At 61.0% G+C, this 15,267-nt stretch carries 23 protein-coding genes; 18 read left to right on the forward strand and 5 right to left on the reverse strand.

What is annotated here, in order from left to right; all coding sequences use genetic code 11:
• Positions 1–5 precede the first annotated feature (5 nt).
• The 4 genes from HGO38_RS01335 to HGO38_RS01350 are packed head-to-tail and all read right to left on the reverse strand — an operon-like array spanning position 6 to position 994.
• Positions 6–179 carry a hypothetical protein gene (locus HGO38_RS01335; RefSeq protein ID WP_250954121.1) on the reverse strand — a complete coding sequence of 58 codons (174 nt, stop codon included), beginning with the start codon at positions 177–179 and terminating at the stop codon, positions 6–8.
• Complete coding sequence (locus tag HGO38_RS01340) at positions 163–498, reverse strand: hypothetical protein (protein ID WP_250954122.1); 336 nt, start codon at positions 496–498, stop codon at positions 163–165. The genes HGO38_RS01335 and HGO38_RS01340 overlap by 17 nt, the downstream gene beginning before the upstream one ends.
• Positions 495–767 (reverse strand): hypothetical protein, encoded by a 273-nt coding sequence (locus HGO38_RS01345; protein ID WP_250954123.1) that lies wholly within the window; start codon positions 765–767, stop codon positions 495–497. The genes HGO38_RS01340 and HGO38_RS01345 overlap by 4 nt, the downstream gene beginning before the upstream one ends.
• 2 nt (positions 768–769) lie before the next feature.
• The gene (locus tag HGO38_RS01350; protein WP_250954124.1) at positions 770–994 is read right to left on the reverse strand and encodes a hypothetical protein; all 225 of its coding nucleotides are present in this window, start codon (positions 992–994) and stop codon (positions 770–772) included.
• Between the two features lie 302 nt (positions 995–1,296).
• Between HGO38_RS01350 and HGO38_RS01355 the strand changes: the two genes are divergently transcribed.
• Positions 1,297–1,629 carry a hypothetical protein gene (locus HGO38_RS01355; RefSeq protein ID WP_250954125.1) on the forward strand — a complete coding sequence of 111 codons (333 nt, stop codon included), beginning with the start codon at positions 1,297–1,299 and terminating at the stop codon, positions 1,627–1,629.
• Positions 1,630–1,662: 33 nt separating this feature from the next.
• Here the strand turns inward: HGO38_RS01355 and HGO38_RS01360 are convergent, their stop codons facing one another.
• A complete protein-coding gene (locus HGO38_RS01360; RefSeq protein ID WP_250954126.1) occupies positions 1,663–2,004 on the reverse strand; it encodes a helix-turn-helix domain-containing protein in 342 nt (113 codons plus the stop codon).
• A 93-nt stretch (positions 2,005–2,097) separates the two neighbouring features.
• Between HGO38_RS01360 and HGO38_RS01365 the strand changes: the two genes are divergently transcribed.
• The 17 genes from HGO38_RS01365 (at position 2,098) to HGO38_RS01445 (ending at position 15,256) form a co-directional block, all read left to right on the forward strand.
• Positions 2,098–2,289 (forward strand): helix-turn-helix domain-containing protein, encoded by a 192-nt coding sequence (locus HGO38_RS01365; protein WP_250954127.1) that lies wholly within the window; start codon positions 2,098–2,100, stop codon positions 2,287–2,289.
• A 259-nt stretch (positions 2,290–2,548) separates the two neighbouring features.
• Positions 2,549–3,013: a hypothetical protein gene (locus HGO38_RS01370; RefSeq protein ID WP_250954128.1), complete on the forward strand. Its 465-nt coding sequence runs from the start codon at positions 2,549–2,551 to the stop codon at positions 3,011–3,013.
• A gap of 4 nt (positions 3,014–3,017) precedes the next feature.
• Positions 3,018–3,497 carry a hypothetical protein gene (locus tag HGO38_RS01375; RefSeq protein ID WP_250954129.1) on the forward strand — a complete coding sequence of 160 codons (480 nt, stop codon included), beginning with the start codon at positions 3,018–3,020 and terminating at the stop codon, positions 3,495–3,497.
• A gap of 1 nt (position 3,498) precedes the next feature.
• On the forward strand, positions 3,499–3,726 hold the full coding sequence (locus HGO38_RS01380; RefSeq protein ID WP_250954130.1) for a hypothetical protein: 228 nt from the start codon (positions 3,499–3,501) through the stop codon (positions 3,724–3,726).
• Positions 3,723–3,905 (forward strand): hypothetical protein, encoded by a 183-nt coding sequence (locus tag HGO38_RS01385; RefSeq protein WP_250954131.1) that lies wholly within the window; start codon positions 3,723–3,725, stop codon positions 3,903–3,905. The genes HGO38_RS01380 and HGO38_RS01385 overlap by 4 nt, the downstream gene beginning before the upstream one ends.
• Positions 3,905–4,636, forward strand: coding sequence for a hypothetical protein (locus HGO38_RS01390; protein WP_250954132.1), 732 nt, complete (start codon positions 3,905–3,907; stop codon positions 4,634–4,636). Before HGO38_RS01385 ends, HGO38_RS01390 begins: the two co-directional genes overlap by 1 nt.
• On the forward strand, positions 4,633–6,102 hold the full coding sequence (locus HGO38_RS01395) for a hypothetical protein (RefSeq protein WP_250954133.1): 1,470 nt from the start codon (positions 4,633–4,635) through the stop codon (positions 6,100–6,102). Before HGO38_RS01390 ends, HGO38_RS01395 begins: the two co-directional genes overlap by 4 nt.
• Entirely contained in the window at positions 6,099–6,410 is a 312-nt protein-coding gene (locus HGO38_RS01400; RefSeq protein WP_250954134.1) for a hypothetical protein, read from the forward strand. The genes HGO38_RS01395 and HGO38_RS01400 overlap by 4 nt, the downstream gene beginning before the upstream one ends.
• On the forward strand, positions 6,407–6,691 hold the full coding sequence (locus HGO38_RS01405; RefSeq protein WP_250954135.1) for a hypothetical protein: 285 nt from the start codon (positions 6,407–6,409) through the stop codon (positions 6,689–6,691). The genes HGO38_RS01400 and HGO38_RS01405 overlap by 4 nt, the downstream gene beginning before the upstream one ends.
• Complete coding sequence (locus HGO38_RS01410; RefSeq protein ID WP_250954136.1) at positions 6,691–8,187, forward strand: DNA cytosine methyltransferase; 1,497 nt, start codon at positions 6,691–6,693, stop codon at positions 8,185–8,187. The genes HGO38_RS01405 and HGO38_RS01410 overlap by 1 nt, the downstream gene beginning before the upstream one ends.
• Complete coding sequence (locus tag HGO38_RS01415; RefSeq protein WP_284739279.1) at positions 8,184–9,383, forward strand: helix-turn-helix domain-containing protein; 1,200 nt, start codon at positions 8,184–8,186, stop codon at positions 9,381–9,383. The genes HGO38_RS01410 and HGO38_RS01415 overlap by 4 nt, the downstream gene beginning before the upstream one ends.
• On the forward strand, positions 9,370–10,035 hold the full coding sequence (gene nusG, locus HGO38_RS01420; protein ID WP_250954138.1) for a transcription termination/antitermination protein NusG: 666 nt from the start codon (positions 9,370–9,372) through the stop codon (positions 10,033–10,035). The genes HGO38_RS01415 and nusG overlap by 14 nt, the downstream gene beginning before the upstream one ends.
• Before the next feature lie 226 nt (positions 10,036–10,261).
• Positions 10,262–10,666, forward strand: coding sequence for an HNH endonuclease (locus HGO38_RS01425; protein WP_250954139.1), 405 nt, complete (start codon positions 10,262–10,264; stop codon positions 10,664–10,666).
• Positions 10,667–10,832: 166 nt separating this feature from the next.
• Entirely contained in the window at positions 10,833–11,462 is a 630-nt protein-coding gene (locus HGO38_RS01430; protein WP_250954140.1) for a P27 family phage terminase small subunit, read from the forward strand.
• Between the two features lie 10 nt (positions 11,463–11,472).
• Positions 11,473–13,200, forward strand: coding sequence for a terminase large subunit (locus HGO38_RS01435; RefSeq protein WP_250954141.1), 1,728 nt, complete (start codon positions 11,473–11,475; stop codon positions 13,198–13,200).
• Positions 13,201–14,430, forward strand: coding sequence for a phage portal protein (locus HGO38_RS01440; RefSeq protein ID WP_250954142.1), 1,230 nt, complete (start codon positions 13,201–13,203; stop codon positions 14,428–14,430).
• Positions 14,408–15,256: a head maturation protease, ClpP-related gene (locus HGO38_RS01445; protein ID WP_250954143.1), complete on the forward strand. Its 849-nt coding sequence runs from the start codon at positions 14,408–14,410 to the stop codon at positions 15,254–15,256. Before HGO38_RS01440 ends, HGO38_RS01445 begins: the two co-directional genes overlap by 23 nt.
• The last annotated feature ends 11 nt before the right edge of the window (positions 15,257–15,267 follow it).

A 15,267-nucleotide genomic window follows, 5' to 3' on the forward strand; every position in this document is an offset into this window, starting at 1 on the left:
CGAAATTATCCTTGTTCGGTTTCACGGATCAGTTTGGTCTTGCGGATGATGCCGGGGTGGCGCTGGCCGGCCTCGGTAGCGGCGGTCTTGGCGTCCACTGCCTGGACATCGAGTTTCGTGCCGTCCTCGAAATGGACGCGGAACGGCAGAAGGGGTTTTTCGTCAGGCGCCGTCGTCATCGCCGCCTCCTTCGGTGGAAAGCCACGCGACGACCTGGTGGCGCAGCGGGCGGGTGTGTTCGGGAGCGCCCATGATGTCGATGACGGCCAGCGTGGCCGATAGCAGCGAGGTCAGCGTTTCGCCGCAATCGACGTTGTTGCCGGGGCCAAGCGGCCGGCCCAGGGCGGCAAGGCGCATGGCCTCGGAGAGATCAAGGCTTGCGGCCCCCGTGGCGCCGATCGCGTCAGCAAGACCCAGGGTCAGGCGCTGGCCGGCATTCGGCGCGGTCGGAACGACATGGGGCTTGAAATGTTTGGGGAAGGTGACGACTTCGCTCATTGGTCAAAGTCCAGAGCGGCAGTCACATAGTCATTGCGGAAGGCCTGCCATTCCGGGAAGCGGCAGGCCAGCGCCTCAGCATTGCCGTCGAGGTAGGCGGCAATGAAGGCGGCGCGCTCATCCTTGCTGCAGCGGTCGAGCGCGAAATTGAGCGCGCCGCGGGGCTCGGCGGTGCGCTCGGTCTCGGCGCGTTGGGCGCGGGTGATGATCCACCGCAGCGCGGCAAAGCCCGACAGGCTAATTCCGACAATGGTGACGATCGTGCCCATGGTCAGACCCTCGCAGCCTGTTCGAGCTGGCGCTCCATCTCGACGAGACGGACGGCAGCCAGGCCGGCGCAGAGCGACACGGCCATGATGGCGGTGACCAGCGAGCCGAGAAACACGCGCCGGGCGATATGCTGCTCCAGCGGCGACGGGCCTTTGAGGCGGATCTGCGGCGGGGGCGAGACGCGGGCGCCGAAGGGGGTAAAATGGTTGGCATCAGGCGAAGGCATGGGCTCTCTCCTCTTTCCCGCCGCTGCCCCGCCGCCGGCTCTCCGGAGGGGGTGAGAGCGTGATCGGCGGCGGGGTGTCTTGCGGCGACCACACAGGGAGGTTGAGGTGTGTGGCGTGAGGAGGAATGTGCATGTAATTCACATTCCCGTCAAGCGGAAATGTGCATGCTATGAACATCGTGATTTTGGGGCGGCCTGTGGGCGGCGAATCGGGTCGAAGCGATCGGCGGTCAGCTGATCAACTGTTGCGTGTCCATTAAAGTCATTCTAGGTTGACTTATTCGATGGGCGGAGATCTCGTGATGACGTTTTTTCTGTATATGCTTGGCGGGCTTAGCATCGCCGGATCTGCGCTCGCTTTTATAATGGCACCGTCGGCAATTCAGGAAATCTTCGGGGCACTGCTATGGTGCGGCGGCTGGATTATGCTTGGAGTTGCAGCAATTATCGGCAGGATGGATAAAATCATCGGCGTGCTGGAAAGCCATGGCAGTGCGGAGCTTCCTCGACGCGGGGACGAAGCAACTGCGTTCTTGTCGCAGCCTGCGGCTGAGAAAACGGTCACCTGTCGAAATTGTAATTTCAGCATGCCGGCCGGCGCGAAGCTATGTCGGTGCGGAATGAGCTTGCCGTGACCAGAGCTTGCTCAATCTGGCGAGCGTGTCTGGTTAGTGGTCAGTTCCCGATTTCAAAAGGAAATTTGCAAAGTCAATAATTTGTTTGCGGGTAACGGGATCTGCCTTTTTCAGTTGGTCCTGTATCGACCAGACGGATTCGCGGTCAAGTGGGTTGCGAATAATCAGGTCTGGCACGTCGCAGCCGTATGCAGCCGCCGCGTTTTCCATAAATTGCTGCGTGTACGGACTTATTGCGTTCTCGATCTTTGAGAGCAGGCTTCGGGATACGTTGATTCGTGACGCGGCGGCTTCCTGGCTGAGATTGTTGTATTCTCGCCATTCCTTCAGATACGTCCTCTGAAGCTGCTGCTTTGGTTTCTTGATCGGGGCCATTATCCTATTTTCTGCTTAAAAATGCAAAAATGCCATGCCATGTCATTCACCTTGTGCTTGACATTCACGTTCATGACATTCACATTCCGCGCCATGACCCTCGACGAACACATGTCGCTGCACAAGCTCACTGACGCCGCACTGGCGTCGAAAGTCGGCTGCGACCGATCGATGATCAGCAAGATACGCAATCGTGTGGCGACCCCCTCCCTGAAGCTTGCAATGGCGATCAATCGGGAGACGGGCGTTGATGTCAGTAAATTGTTGCCGGAGGCCGCCGAATGATGCGCCTCCTCCTATGTTTCTCCCCTGCGCGCTGTGAGGTCGGCGCGCGGCACCTGGCCGGAGCGTGCTTGAGCTTTGCACGGCGGACCGCTCCGGCCTTTTCTTTTTCAACCTGTCGGCCATGGCTGTGCGGGCTGCTGGTCTATCGTGCATGCGGGCCTCCGTGAGTTTGCTTGACGTTTGTTAAGCCGCCCGCCGGCGGCTTTCATGGAATCCTTTTCCCACCGTTTTTCCTTGACCCGTTTTGATGGGGGTTTTCGTGCGCCGTTTTTCCGAAAGAGATTATCTCGCGCTGAAGCGGGCGCCCGACGTGGCCTATGACCTGGCCGGTGGGCCGTCGCTGGTGCAGCACGGCACGCGGGTCGTGGTCAGCCAGCTGTCGAAATATGCCTCCGAGCAAGACGACCACCTGAAAACCTTCATGCCGATCGACGTGGCGGTCGATGTGGACCGGGCGGCCAAAAGCCCTGTCATCACCAGCCGCATGGCGGAAATGCTGGGGTTTCGGCTGGTGCCGCTCGACGAGGCGGTCAAGGCCGAACCGGGCCTGTCGGAAGGCGATGCACTCCAGATCATGGATGAGGCGACCGAGCTGTGGCGCATGACCCGCGCCGCCTTTGCCGACGGGCGCATCGATGCGCTGGAGAAAAAGACCCTCTGCCTGCAGCTGCACCAGCTGATCCGCGCCGCCGGCGCCATTCTCGAAAAACTGGAAAGGATCTGACGTCATGGCTTTCGAAATGATCGTGCCCACGCCCAAGGCAAAGCCCGGGCAATTCAAGGTTTCCACCGTGTCGCGCCAGGGGGGGGCGTGGCGGATACAGATCACCATTCCCTCGGCGGAATTCGGCGTGGCGTTTGGCGCGGCCGAACAGTTCGACATTCTGCGCGGCACCGGAGACGACGCCGGCAAGCTGATGATCCGGCCGAACGAGGCCGGACTGTTCAAGGCGACTGGCCTCAAGCACTGCGTGATTTTTCGCCTGCCGGCCGACGACACGACGCCACAGATCGAATTCAAGGGCGAAGATCCGGGCCGCAAGGTTGTCGACGGCTGCATGCTGATCGAGCTTCCGGCCTGGGCCTGGGAACCGGGCCGCTGGCAACAGATCCGCGATGCGCGCAACACGGCGCAGCGGCAGGACGCGGCGGAAAAGCTGACCCGCAAGGACGCCATGGCCCGCATCGGCGCTATCAAGGCGCCCTGAGATGAGCGAGGCCCATATCCGCCTGTTGTCGACAAAGACCCGCTGCCCGGCCTGCGAGGCGGCGCGGGTGCCGGCCCATGATCTGGCGACGTTCAGCGCGACCACCGCCGAGTTCGAATGCTCGGCGGCTTTCTGCGTTTCGAACGATGCGATCATCGTCTCGGTGCCATGCCCGGCCCGCAGTCTTTTGGCGGCCAAACTGATGACGATCGGGGCGGGTGGATCATGAACCTTTCGCTGATCGAGAAGAACCCGACGCTGCGGCTTGGCCGGAAGGCCCGGCTGATGCCGTTGGTTCTGCAGTATTTCCACAGTGAGGGCAGGGCGACGACGGAAATCGCCGTCCTGCTCGACATCTCCGAGCAGGAGGTCTGCGATCTCCTCGACGAAGCGGACAGGGGGCGGTGATGAATCTTCAGGTTGTTCGCGACAAGGGCGATATCAGCGCGTTGGTCCAGGCGATCGAACGCGCACGGGGCTTGCTGGATCAAGGCGATGTCGAAACGGCCCGGATGCTGGCCGAAGGGATTTACGACGAGGCTAAGGCGGCCGCTTCATTCGCAGCGAGGTTCAAAGCTTCTGAGGTGATCATTGCCAAAGCGCGCCGATTGCAGGCGGACGCCTTGTTGATCGAGACGTTGGCTGTGATTGCAATTGCAGACAGGTGGCGCGCTGCGAAGGCCTCAGGGCTTACGCAGATTGGTGGGCGTCCTTCCGCAGATACGCGGCATTTGATAAAAGTTGCAGATACAGGCCTTGATAAGCGCCGCATGTTCGAGGCCAGTCGGCTTTCTACACTTGAGCACGATGCGCCCGGCACCATTTCTGCCCTGATTTCTGATCGCGTTAGCAATGGCCTTGAACCAAGCCGTAGCTTTTTGCGCAAAACAGCTTCCGCTTCTTCAGTGAAGAGGCAGAAGGGCGCAAGCCCATGCGCCGCAACGTTGAGAACTGGCGAACATGTCCGTGACCTGCATTGGTACGAGTTGCAGGAGATCATCCGTCAAAATCTGCAAGACAACGCAGCCTTGCAACGGATCCTTGATCACTGCATCCCAGCAGACCCTTCCTGCAAGGTTGGCGACGTCTTCTCCGAAGACTCCCTCTCTGTGTTGCTCGGAAAGGCGAACCGGGCATGACCCTGATTGTCACCGAAGTATCAGAACTGGTCTTTGCCATAGAGCGGGCACGGGCGATGTACGATCAGGGAGACGTGCAAGACGCCCTGATGCTGTCGACGACCGTGTACGAGCAGGCCAAGGCGGCGGCGCTGGCTGCGACGAAGGTGAAGGCCTCGCGCAAGCTGATCGACAAGGCGCGGCGTATGCAGGCCGATGCACTCAAGATCGAAAGCCTGTGCTATGTCGCCATGGCCGACGTGGTCGACGAGGCGCAGGCCAAGGGGCAGATCGCCCGGCGAGGCCGCCCCAAAAACATTTCCGATGAAAATGTTTTCACGTTTGAAGATGTCGGTCTGGATCCCGGCCATTTGCACCAGGCGCGCCAGCTGCGCAACGCCGAGCGGGCCGAGCCGGGCTTTATCGAACGCGCTGTGGAAGCGCGGATCGACGAGGGGTTTGAACCCTCGCGCGCCAGCCTGAAACAGGCGGCCGGGCATGCCATCGGCACCAAATCAGCGACCAAAGAGGATCGCGGCGACGATCTTTATGAAACGCCGATCGAGGCGATGCGCACGCTGCTGGCGCTGGAAAGCTTTTCCGCCGCGGTGAAGGAACCCTCGGTCGGGCGCGGCGCCATTCTGCGGCCTCTGGAGGACGCAGGCTATGATGTCGTGATCTCCGACCTGGTGGATCGCGGCACGGCGACCCGGCACGGCGAATGCCATGCGGTGGGCGATTTCCTGACCTCGCAGCCCGGCGAAACGCTCGGGCTTGATATCGTCACCAATCCGCCCTTCGGCATTGCCAATGCCTATATCGCCCATGCGCTGAAAGCCCATCAGCCGCGCAAGATGGCCATGCTGCTCAACTTCAACTTTGCCGCCGGATTCGACGATGCCGACCGGGTCTTCGTCATGGAGACCTGCCCGCCGAGCCGCATCTATCTGTTTTCCCGGCGCCTGCCAATGATGCATCGCGACGGATGGCAGGGCAACAAGGCCTCCAGCCAGATGAACACGGCCTGGTTCGTCTGGGAGCGCAACGACGACGGCAGCTATGGCGAGGGTTATCCGAAGCTGATCCGGGTGGACTGGGAGCGGTTCAAGACGGCCGAGCCGCTTTTGCCAGGCGCCGGCGGCCATGTCGGGCCGATGCTGTTTGCCAATGACCTCGACGAGGATTTCACGCGGGAAACGCCGCGCAAGACGATTGATGAGCGGGTCAGCGAGGAACTTCATCGCGCCATCGCATGGGTCGGTCAGCACCAGGACTTCGATATGCCGAGCTTTCGGCGCGGCGTCGCCGTCCGGACCCTCGTCGCAAATGCTCTGATCGACGACATGGTGGCCAGCGGCATTATCGAGCCGCGCGGCGACGGGACATGGTTTCTGACGGCGCAGGGCATCCACTATCTGGCCAATGGCTGGGCGGCTGATGCGGTCAACGCTGCGAAACGCCAAACGGTTGGCGAGGTGGCGGCATGACCATCGACCTTTCGCCCTCCATGCTGAAATTCTTCCTGCAGGCCAATGTGGGCCATGCCGGCAATGTGGCGGCGCGGTTGCCACCCGCCCGGCGGACCGAAGACAAGGATCGCCGCAACGCCGAAAAGGGTCGCAAGACCGATTTGCGCATCAAGGCAAAGGTCAGCCGCGACGAGTTCGACGCCGCCTGGGCGGGACGATTGACGAAAGCCGCACCTCGCGAACGGCTATGGCTGGCGCTGGGCGTCGATACCGTGACGATGCAGATCCTGCTGACCGACGACGGCGGACAGGAGGATCGCCCATGAAACCGCAGGTCGATCGCGCGCTGCTGGCCGCTCATGTCCGGCAATGGCTTTCCGAAAACGGCAAATCCTACCGCATCGCCGCGGCGGAATTCCCCATCCTCAACCCCGCCATGCTGTCTAGGGCCTGCTCCGAACAGGTCTTGAGCGTCGAAAGCTTTCTCGCGCTGTGCTGCGTCGTCGGGCTTCAGCCGATGGACTATCTGCGCGGCAATGGCGAGGCAAAACAGAGTGTTACAGCAATTGGCAAACGTGAAACATCGTTTGCGGATGGGAATTTTTGATGATCACCTATGGCTCCGTCTGCTCCGGCATCGAGGCGGCCAGCATGGCCTGGCATCCGCTCGGCTGGAAGCCGGCCTTCTTTTCCGAGATCGAAGCGTTTCCGAGCGCCGTGCTCGCCCATCACTACGGCTCCAACCTGCCCGGCGAGCCGCTATCGACCAACGGGGTGCCCAATCATGGCGACTTCACCAAAATCCCGGCCAGCGCCGGCCCAATCGACCTTCTTGTTGGAGGAACACCATGCCAGTCTTTCTCGGTCGCGGGAAAGCGCCTCGGACTGGATGATCCGCGCGGCAACCTCGCCCTCGAATATCTCGCATTGGCTCGCCGTCTTGGCGCCCGCTGGTTCGTCTGGGAAAATGTGCCCGGCGTCATTTCCTCTGTCACAGATGAAGAGGACGGTGAAAGCGGTGTTCGATCCGGTCTTGAAGGCCGCGAAGCCGGAGACGAATGGATTGAGGAAAGCGATTTTGCAACCTTTCTCTCATTCGTTCGGGAATGCGGGTATGGGTTCGCCTACCGCGTTCTTGACGCTCAATATGTCCGAGTGGACGGCTTTGGGCGGGCTGTGCCCCAGCGACGACGGCGTGTGTTCGTTGTCGGATATCTTGGAGACTGGCGACGTGCCGCAGCGGTATTACTTGAGCCCGAAGGCCTGCGCTGGGATCCTGCGCCGTGCCGACAAGCGGGGAAAGGTGTTGCCGGAGCCGTTGCGGCGAGCACTGGCCGCTGTGGCAGAACAGACGATCCCGAACGCGGAAAGCTGATCGCGGTCGGCTATGGCGGCGGCAACACGAGCGGAGCGATCGACGTCTCGACGGCTCTGACGGCTCATGGTCACCGAATCGATTTCGAAGTCGAGACCTTTATTGCCGGTCCTGTCTCGCCGCCGCTGACGCGCAATCCCTATGGCGACCATGAAGCCCGCGAAGACCTGCTGGTTGCCCATACCCTGAAGGGTGAAGGCTTCGATGCTTCCGAGGATAGCACGGGGCGCGGCACGCCGATCGTGCCGGTGGTGGCCATTGCCATTCATTCCGATGCGCTTGGCAGAGATGGCATAGCGCGATCAGACAGCCTTGACGCCGCAGGCGCGTCCCGTAAGCGCGATGCTGGCGCGGGTATCATTGAAGACGGCTCTGTCTATCATCTGATGGCCAATACCCAACCTCACGCCGTCGCCTTTGCCCATCAGGCGGGCGGCAAGCAGACGACGCTGGGCTACAGCGACGACGGCACGGTGCAGACGCTTTCGGCGCACCAGACGCCGGCCATCGCACAGCCCTGGGCCGTGCGCCGCCTGACGCCGCGCGAATGCGAGCGGCTGCAGGGCTTTCCCGACGATTTCACCAATGTGCCGTGGAACGGCAAAGCACAGGCCAGCGATGGGCCGCGCTACAAGGCGCTGGGCAATTCCATGGCCGTCAATGTCATGCGCTGGATCGGCACCCGCATCGACCTGATGGAACGGCTGATTGCGGAGGGCCGGGTATGAGCCATGACGCGACCAATTGGGCCATCAAGCAGCGCGGTCTGAAGCCGGCCGTAAAAATGGTGTTGTGGCATCTGGCCGACCGGCATCATCCCGACAATGGCTGTTTTCCAAGCCAGGATACACTGGCGTATGACGCCGAAGTGCCTAAATCCACGCTCAACGTCTATCTCGACGAGCTGGAAAGACTTGGCCTGATCGCCAGGGAGCGGCGGCGGCAGAAGGGCAGCCAGAAGCAGGAACGGACGCGCTATTACTTCTCTTTCGAGCCCGAATTCGAGCAGTTTTCAACGCCAAAACCGTGTCCAGAAACTGGACACGGAAACGGGGAAGCCGAGTCCAGAAATGACGAAAAGCCGAGTCCAGAAAATGGCGAAAGCCGAGTCCAGAATCTGGACAGTAACCCTGTAAGGGAACCAGTAAGAGAACCAGTAAGCTTGAGAGAGAGCGTGAGCGAGCTGGAAGGGCAGGAGGATCGCAAACGGATCGAACACGGCTTCAAGCGGTGGTATCCGACCTGGCCGAGCTATGTGAGCGACAGCCAGCCCGCGGCGAGCAAGGCGTGGTTCGGGCTGTCGAGCGACGAGCGGGTGGCAGCGGCGGCGGGAACCGAGGCCTATCTGGCGGCGGTGAAGGCATCGGGCCGTAAGCTGATCTGCTCGGCAGGCGTCTATCTGACCGAAAAACGCTGGGAGAAGCTGCCGGCCGTGAAAGCGCAGGCTGCGGCGCCCGTGGTGTCCAACGCCTATAGCCGGCCGTGGATGGGGCAGCATTTCGCAGGGCTTGCAACGCCGATGCGCAGGCTGTTCTGGACGCCGCTGGAAGAGCAGATTATCCGCGACAAGCCGGACAAGCGCGACGTCATGTGGCGCGACAAATGCCTGAAGCAGGGTTGGCCCGACGTGACGAAGCTGCACGACAAGGCGGCCGAATTCCGAGGCGTGATCGTGGCAAGCGACGTGGCAGAAGCGTCTGCGGGCTTTGTCGCGGTCAAGGTCGGCAGCGAGGTCTGGGACGCCTGGAGGCGGCTGCACCATGCCAATCAATGGCCCTTCGTGCCCGATCCCGGCAAGCTCGAATACGTCCAGTTTCCACCGATCGACGAGACAGAGCACGATCTCGACCACGCCGTGGCCGAGGCCGTGGCACGGTTTCACCAGGTGCTGAAGGCAGCGAGGAACGACGATGATGCAGCATAGACGAGGCGATATCGACGGGCCTGTGATCGAGATCCGCGACTATGCGGTGTTCAAGCGCGAAAAGGCGATCAGCGAGAATGCGATTCGCATCCACAATATCGGCATGGCCAGCCGGCGAATCGCTGACGATTATCCGGACCTTGCGGCGTGGTTTTGCCTGCGGGTGAAGCCTCGGACCGACTTCGTTGTGGAAAAAGCATTGGCTGATGCTGGTGTGCATTGCCTTGTTGCAACCCGCAAAGGCGACAAGATTGTCAAGCGGCACCGCATCATTCCCTCTCCGATGCTACCCGTTCTGCCTGGTTATGTGATGGTGAGATGTGTTCCGCACGTCGCAGCCATGGCTGGTCTGAGAAGGTTTGACAATGTGGTCGACGTGGTCGGCGGCGCTGAGACACCCTATCGCGTACCCATGAAATTCGTCAGCAAATTCATAGAGAAGGCCAGCAATGGCGAATATGATTACCGGCCACCATCGGCCATGGTCTATCACCTTGGCGAAGCCGTGCGAGTGGTCGATGGGCCGTTTGCATCCTTCAATGGAGCAGTGGTCGAGATGGGCACGATTCGAAACCGGATCAAGGTCGATGTGGATATCTTCGGGCGATTGACGCCAGTCGAATTAGATATTGCGCAGATCGAAAAAGTATGAGTACAAATCTGCCCACGGATAATCCTATGATCCTGATTGCGAGCCTTTGAGCCGACGGCATTGACCGGGAGCGAGTGAAGCGAAAGCTTCCAGGTGGGTACGCCGATAGGACCCCGCCCTGACAGTCTCGACGAGAGACGCCGATTCAGGGCCAGTGCGAAAGCTATGCCCGATAGACTGAGACGATGACAGGCGGCCGAGAGGTCGCCTTTTGTGTTCTTAAGATATGAAACGCGCGAAACAGTTCAGACCTGCCGGCGCACCATCCCGCAAGGAACAGAAGCAAGAGGCTGATCGCTGGCGTGGCAATGCGGCCGATCGTGGTTACAACCATCGTTGGGGCAAGGCGCGGCTGACCCATCTGGCACGCTCACCCCTCTGCATCGGATGCGATGCTGAAGGCCTGACTGTCCCGGCAACCGTCGTCGATCACGTCGATCCGCATCATGGCGATCCCGACAAGTTCTGGGATACCAGCATGTGGCAGTCCTGCTGCAAGTGGCATCACGACAGCGTCAAGCAACGGCTCGAAGCGCTATATGCTCGGCGGCAGTGCACCTTGACCGACCTCTGGCTCAACAGCCCCCTGGCGATCGCCACCGCCCAGGGCATGCGATGCGACGAGGCCTAGCCCTCAGCGGACGGCCGGGGGGGGGGTCAAAAGTCCCCAGACCCTCGGATTAGGACCGGCGGTCTCACACACAAAAAAGTGGCGCGATATTTTGGGCGATATCTTTTTTTCTGGGACCGATGTCGGGGGATGGGGCGGGTGTCTGACAACGGATGAGTGATCGATCATGGGACGGCGCAAGGATGATCCGCTGCTGCAGGCGGCCAAAGGCTTTCCTGGCCGACGTCGTGGCAAGGTCGAAACGGAGATCGAAGCCGCGGCGCAGGCCGCAGAGGCGATGCCGGCCACGGCCGACAATCCGTTCCCGATACCGGACGTTTTCCTGAAGGCGCCGGTCTACTGGGGCGAGGCGATCCGGGTGTGGAAGGAAAAGGCGGAGGTGCTGCGGGCCGCAGGCCGGCGCCGACCTGGTTATCGGCACACGCTGGCGCGCTACTGCATGTGGACCCAGTTCTTTTTTTCCGCCGGCGAACAGTTGCGCCGCGATCTGCCTCGCGGCGGGGCATCGATCAAGGTGAAGAAGGGCGACGGCGAGACCGTGATCCGCACTCATCCGAACATCGACTTCATGGCCAAGGCCGAATCGGCGCTGCGGCTGCTCGATGCAGAGTTCGGTTTTACGCCAGTGCGCGACCAGGACCTGGTGCGAACCGAAAGCTTCAACGCCGGACAGGGCAAGTTGCCGCTCGGCGGAACGCATCCGGCCTCACGGCAGAGTCAGCCAGTCGAGCAGAACGATCCGATGGACATGATGAACAGCGCGGACAGCCCGCCACCGGGCGCGCGCCCGAACTAGGGATAGCCGCATGGTCGCGCCTTATCCGCTGGCCATGCCTTATCCGGATTGGCTGGCAGACGTTGCGGACGATCCGGCCTACGAATGGGCGATCTCGGGTTGGAACCGGGCCGCGGCCGTCGAGGGGGCATGGTTTGATCATGCCAAGGCCGATAAGGTCGTGGCACGGTGGCCGGAGATCTTCCGGCTTACCAATGACCGGTTCAAGGGCATATCGTTCCGGCTGGTCAAGTGGCAGGAAATTACTATCCGCCTGCTGGTCGGCTGGAAAAAGCCGATCGAAGTCATTGATCCGGCGACCCACAAGCCATCGATCGAGCACGTCCGGGTGTTCCGGCGGCTCGATTTGTGGATCCCGCGCAAGAACGGCAAGTCGGAATTCCTGGCGGCGCTGGCCGTGCTGTTCTTCGTGCTGGAAAAGGTCAACGGCGCTGAGGCCTATGTCTTCGGTCGCAATGAAGACCAGGGCCGGGTGCCGTTCGGCAAGATGCAGGACATCATCCGTGAGGCTGTCGGCCTTATGGAAGACGCGCTTGGAAACGAGCGGATCTCTCTGCATGACAAGACGATCTTCCTCAGGGAAACGACGTCGCTCTGCCAGCTCCTGACCGGAGCACCGGACGGCAAGCACGGGCGCTCGCCGACCGTCATCGTCGGCGACGAGATCCATGAATGGAAGACGCGCGACCTGGCCGACACGTTGCGCCAGGGCACCGGCGCCAGGCTGCAACCGATTGAGCTTTACGCATCGACGGCGGGCCGCAAACAGAACCGAACCGGGTTCGAATGGTTCGAAGAGTCGATGGCCATCATGCGTGACGACCTCGACGATCCGACCACGCTGGTGATCTTTTTCGGGATCGGCGAAGAGGATGACTGGACCGACGAGGCGGTGTGGCGCAAGGCCAATCCCAGCCTCGGCCTGACGCCGACACTGGATTACCTGCGGACCGAGTTCAAGAAGGCCAAGGGCCGGCCGGCGCAGGAAGCGATCTTCCAGTGCTACCATCTCAACCGCTGGGTCGATCAGCTTTCAGGGTGGATCCCGCGTTCGAAATGGACGGCATGCGCCGGAGCTACGGGCTGGGGCGCTCTCTGGGCGGAACACAAGGGCCGCAAGGCTTATCTGGCATGCGACGTGTCGTCGACGCGAGATCTGACAGCCCTGGTGGTGGTCATTCCGCCGGACGACACGCATAGCAAATGGGTGATCATCCCGCTTTTCTGGGTGCCTGAAGATACGCTCGATGAGCGGGCTGAACAGGACCGGCGAGTTGACTGGAAAAAATGGGTGAAGAGCGGCGCGTTGCGGACCACGCCCGGCGACAGTGTCGATCAAAGCTTTGTGCAGCAGGCGGTCACCGCTGCCTGTGGCCATTTCGATATCCTGGCATTCGGCTTCGATCCCTGGAACGCCCGCAAGCTGGCCGGCGACCTGCAGAATGACGGCATGGATGCCGAGCTGCAGATTGAAATGCGGCAGGGTCATCAGACGCTGTCAGGGCCAACCAAAGAGTTTGAGCGGTTGGTGTTTGCCGGCAAAGTCGAACACGGCGGCCATCCGGTCCTGGCCTGGATGGCTGGTCACTGCACCGTGCGGTTCGACGTGAACCTCAACTATGTGCCCGACAAGAAAAACTCGCTCGACAAGATCGACGGAATGGTGGCTGCGGTGATGGGGCTCGGGCTGGCGATGACGACGGAAGAGCAGGAAGACGCTGCAATTGAGGTGGTTTGAATGAGCCTGCTTAGCCGCCTTTTCGGTAGTGGTCAGCCCCGTGCTTCGGTACAGAGCGATGGTCCTGGAGCCGCATATAGGGCCGATGATCCGGCCATTCTGGAAGCGATCCGGGCTTCCATGGCGGGCGATATCCGGTCACGCATCCTGCGCAACGGCGCACTCAATCGTGCAATTCGGCTGCACTGCGAAACGATCGGCATGCTGCCGCTCAATCTTTTGCATTCGACCGATGACAGGTCGAAGGCAGATGATCATCCCGTACATAATGTTTTGGCCAGAACGCCGAACAACTGGCAGTCGCCTTACGAGTTCAAGCGGTTGATGCATTGGGCAATGCTGCGCAACGGCGCGGCCTATGCCCAGATCGTACGGTCCGTGGGCCGGGTAATCCAACTGCAGCCGCTGTACAAGTTTCGTGTCACTCCGAGACAGACCATGGACTGGTCGATCAGCTACGACCTGATCAGCAGCAACGGCGTCAGAAGCACACTTCGACCGGGAGAAGTTTTTGCCATTCGCGACCTTCCGGTCACAGACGGGTTTTCCGGAGACTCCCGCGTGCAGCAGGCGATGGACTCGATCAATCTGTCGCTGACGATCAAAAACGCTGCACAGAAGCTGTTCGAGAACGGCATGCATGTCGGCGGCGCGATCCAGTCCGCAACGAAGCTCGGCAAGGAAGCGCGAGAGCAGATCAAGAAAGACATGGCCGAACGCACCGGCGCCGACAACGCCGGCAAGTGGCTGCTGCTCGATGGCTTTACCGCCGAACCATTCGATCAGAATCTGAGCGACAACCAGCAGATCGAGAATATCAAGCTTGAAATCGAGGAAATCGGCCGTCACTTCGGAACGCCTCGGCCGCTGCTGATGCTGGATGACACGTCGTGGGGCAGCGGCATCGAGGCGCTTGGCCAGTTCTTCGTGACCTATGGCCTGGCGCCGCAATTCGTGAACTGGGAACAGGCGATTTTCAGGGATCTGCTGACCGATGACGAGAAGCGCCAATATGGCGCGAAATTCAATGAAGGTGCCCTGATGCGCGGCTCGATGAAGGATCAGGCGGAAGTTTTCGCCAAGGCCCTTGGGGCCGGTGGATCTCGGCCGTGGATGACGCAGGTCGAAGTTCGCGACAAGGCGGATCTGCCAAAGAAAGGCAGCGACGAACTGCCGGAAAACGCACAGCAAATCACAGGAGACCGCAATGTCGCTTCGAAATCTGCCTGAGGCAAAGACGTTTCAGCGGCCGAAGAATTTCCAGTGGGACGCGCCGAGCGATGTCCTGTCGAGCTGGGCCGAGACGCCGCGCGCGGCCGAAGGCACGGCGGACAACGTGATCTCGATCCTCGACGTGATCGGCGAGGACTGGTGGACGGGCGGCGGATTTACCGCCAAGCGGGCCTCGGCGGCGCTGCGCTCGATCGGCGAGCGCGATGTCGTCGTGCAGGTCAATTCGCCGGGCGGCGACATGTTCGAAGGTATTGCGATCTACAATCTGTTGCGAGCCCACAAGGGCAAGGTGACGGTGCAGGTGATGGGCTGGGCCGCCAGTGCCGCATCGATCATTGCCATGGCCGGCGACGAGATCGTCATGGGTCTCGGGTCTTTCATGATGGTCCACAATGCCTGGGGCATGGTGGTCGGCAATCGGCATGATCTGGCGGAAGCCGCCGTGCTGTTTGAAGGTTTCGATTCGGCGATCGCCGATATCTATGAGGCCAGAACGGGCAGCGATCGCAAGGCGATCGTCAAGCTGATGGACGGCGAAACCTTCATGGGCGCCTCCGATACCGTTGCCAACAAATTTGCGGACCGTGTCGACGAGGGCCTGAAGCTCGACGGCTCGACACAGAACCGTGCCGAAGATGACCATATCCGCGCCAAACGCCGCGTCGACGCAGCGATGGCACGGGATGGAATGCCACGAAGCGAACGCCGCAAGATGTTCGCCGAAATGAAAGGGGGTACGCAGGACGCTGCCCCGACCACCACGCGCGCCGCTGGTGAAGACATCATGCTGACGAAGCAGCTTATCAACCTGTTCAAGATCTGAAGGATCTCCCA

The sequence above is a fragment of the Rhizobium sp. CG5 genome (assembly GCF_023701945.1).
Classification (GTDB): Bacteria; Pseudomonadota; Alphaproteobacteria; order Rhizobiales; family Rhizobiaceae; genus Allorhizobium.

What these genes read in the sequence shown, in the direction of transcription:
- HGO38_RS01335 (WP_250954121.1), bottom strand. Translation starts at nt 179, where the DNA reads ATGACGACGGCGCCTGACGAAAAACCCCTTCTGCCGTTCCGCGTCCAT.
- HGO38_RS01340 (WP_250954122.1), bottom strand. Translation starts at nt 498, where the DNA reads ATGAGCGAAGTCGTCACCTTCCCCAAACATTTCAAGCCCCATGTCGTT.
- HGO38_RS01345 (WP_250954123.1), bottom strand. Translation starts at nt 767, where the DNA reads ATGGGCACGATCGTCACCATTGTCGGAATTAGCCTGTCGGGCTTTGCC.
- HGO38_RS01350 (WP_250954124.1), bottom strand. Translation starts at nt 994, where the DNA reads ATGCCTTCGCCTGATGCCAACCATTTTACCCCCTTCGGCGCCCGCGTC.
- HGO38_RS01355 (WP_250954125.1), top strand. Translation starts at nt 1,297, where the DNA reads ATGACGTTTTTTCTGTATATGCTTGGCGGGCTTAGCATCGCCGGATCT.
- HGO38_RS01360 (WP_250954126.1), bottom strand. Translation starts at nt 2,004, where the DNA reads ATGGCCCCGATCAAGAAACCAAAGCAGCAGCTTCAGAGGACGTATCTG.
- HGO38_RS01365 (WP_250954127.1), top strand. Translation starts at nt 2,098, where the DNA reads ATGACCCTCGACGAACACATGTCGCTGCACAAGCTCACTGACGCCGCA.
- HGO38_RS01375 (WP_250954129.1), top strand. Translation starts at nt 3,018, where the DNA reads ATGGCTTTCGAAATGATCGTGCCCACGCCCAAGGCAAAGCCCGGGCAA.
- HGO38_RS01380 (WP_250954130.1), top strand. Translation starts at nt 3,499, where the DNA reads ATGAGCGAGGCCCATATCCGCCTGTTGTCGACAAAGACCCGCTGCCCG.
- HGO38_RS01385 (WP_250954131.1), top strand. Translation starts at nt 3,723, where the DNA reads ATGAACCTTTCGCTGATCGAGAAGAACCCGACGCTGCGGCTTGGCCGG.
- HGO38_RS01390 (WP_250954132.1), top strand. Translation starts at nt 3,905, where the DNA reads ATGAATCTTCAGGTTGTTCGCGACAAGGGCGATATCAGCGCGTTGGTC.
- HGO38_RS01395 (WP_250954133.1), top strand. Translation starts at nt 4,633, where the DNA reads ATGACCCTGATTGTCACCGAAGTATCAGAACTGGTCTTTGCCATAGAG.
- HGO38_RS01400 (WP_250954134.1), top strand. Translation starts at nt 6,099, where the DNA reads ATGACCATCGACCTTTCGCCCTCCATGCTGAAATTCTTCCTGCAGGCC.
- HGO38_RS01405 (WP_250954135.1), top strand. Translation starts at nt 6,407, where the DNA reads ATGAAACCGCAGGTCGATCGCGCGCTGCTGGCCGCTCATGTCCGGCAA.
- HGO38_RS01410 (WP_250954136.1), top strand. Translation starts at nt 6,691, where the DNA reads ATGATCACCTATGGCTCCGTCTGCTCCGGCATCGAGGCGGCCAGCATG.
- HGO38_RS01415 (WP_284739279.1), top strand. Translation starts at nt 8,184, where the DNA reads ATGAGCCATGACGCGACCAATTGGGCCATCAAGCAGCGCGGTCTGAAG.
- nusG (WP_250954138.1), top strand. Translation starts at nt 9,370, where the DNA reads ATGATGCAGCATAGACGAGGCGATATCGACGGGCCTGTGATCGAGATC.
- HGO38_RS01425 (WP_250954139.1), top strand. Translation starts at nt 10,262, where the DNA reads ATGAAACGCGCGAAACAGTTCAGACCTGCCGGCGCACCATCCCGCAAG.
- HGO38_RS01430 (WP_250954140.1), top strand. Translation starts at nt 10,833, where the DNA reads ATGGGACGGCGCAAGGATGATCCGCTGCTGCAGGCGGCCAAAGGCTTT.
- HGO38_RS01435 (WP_250954141.1), top strand. Translation starts at nt 11,473, where the DNA reads ATGGTCGCGCCTTATCCGCTGGCCATGCCTTATCCGGATTGGCTGGCA.
- HGO38_RS01440 (WP_250954142.1), top strand. Translation starts at nt 13,201, where the DNA reads ATGAGCCTGCTTAGCCGCCTTTTCGGTAGTGGTCAGCCCCGTGCTTCG.
- HGO38_RS01445 (WP_250954143.1), top strand. Translation starts at nt 14,408, where the DNA reads ATGTCGCTTCGAAATCTGCCTGAGGCAAAGACGTTTCAGCGGCCGAAG.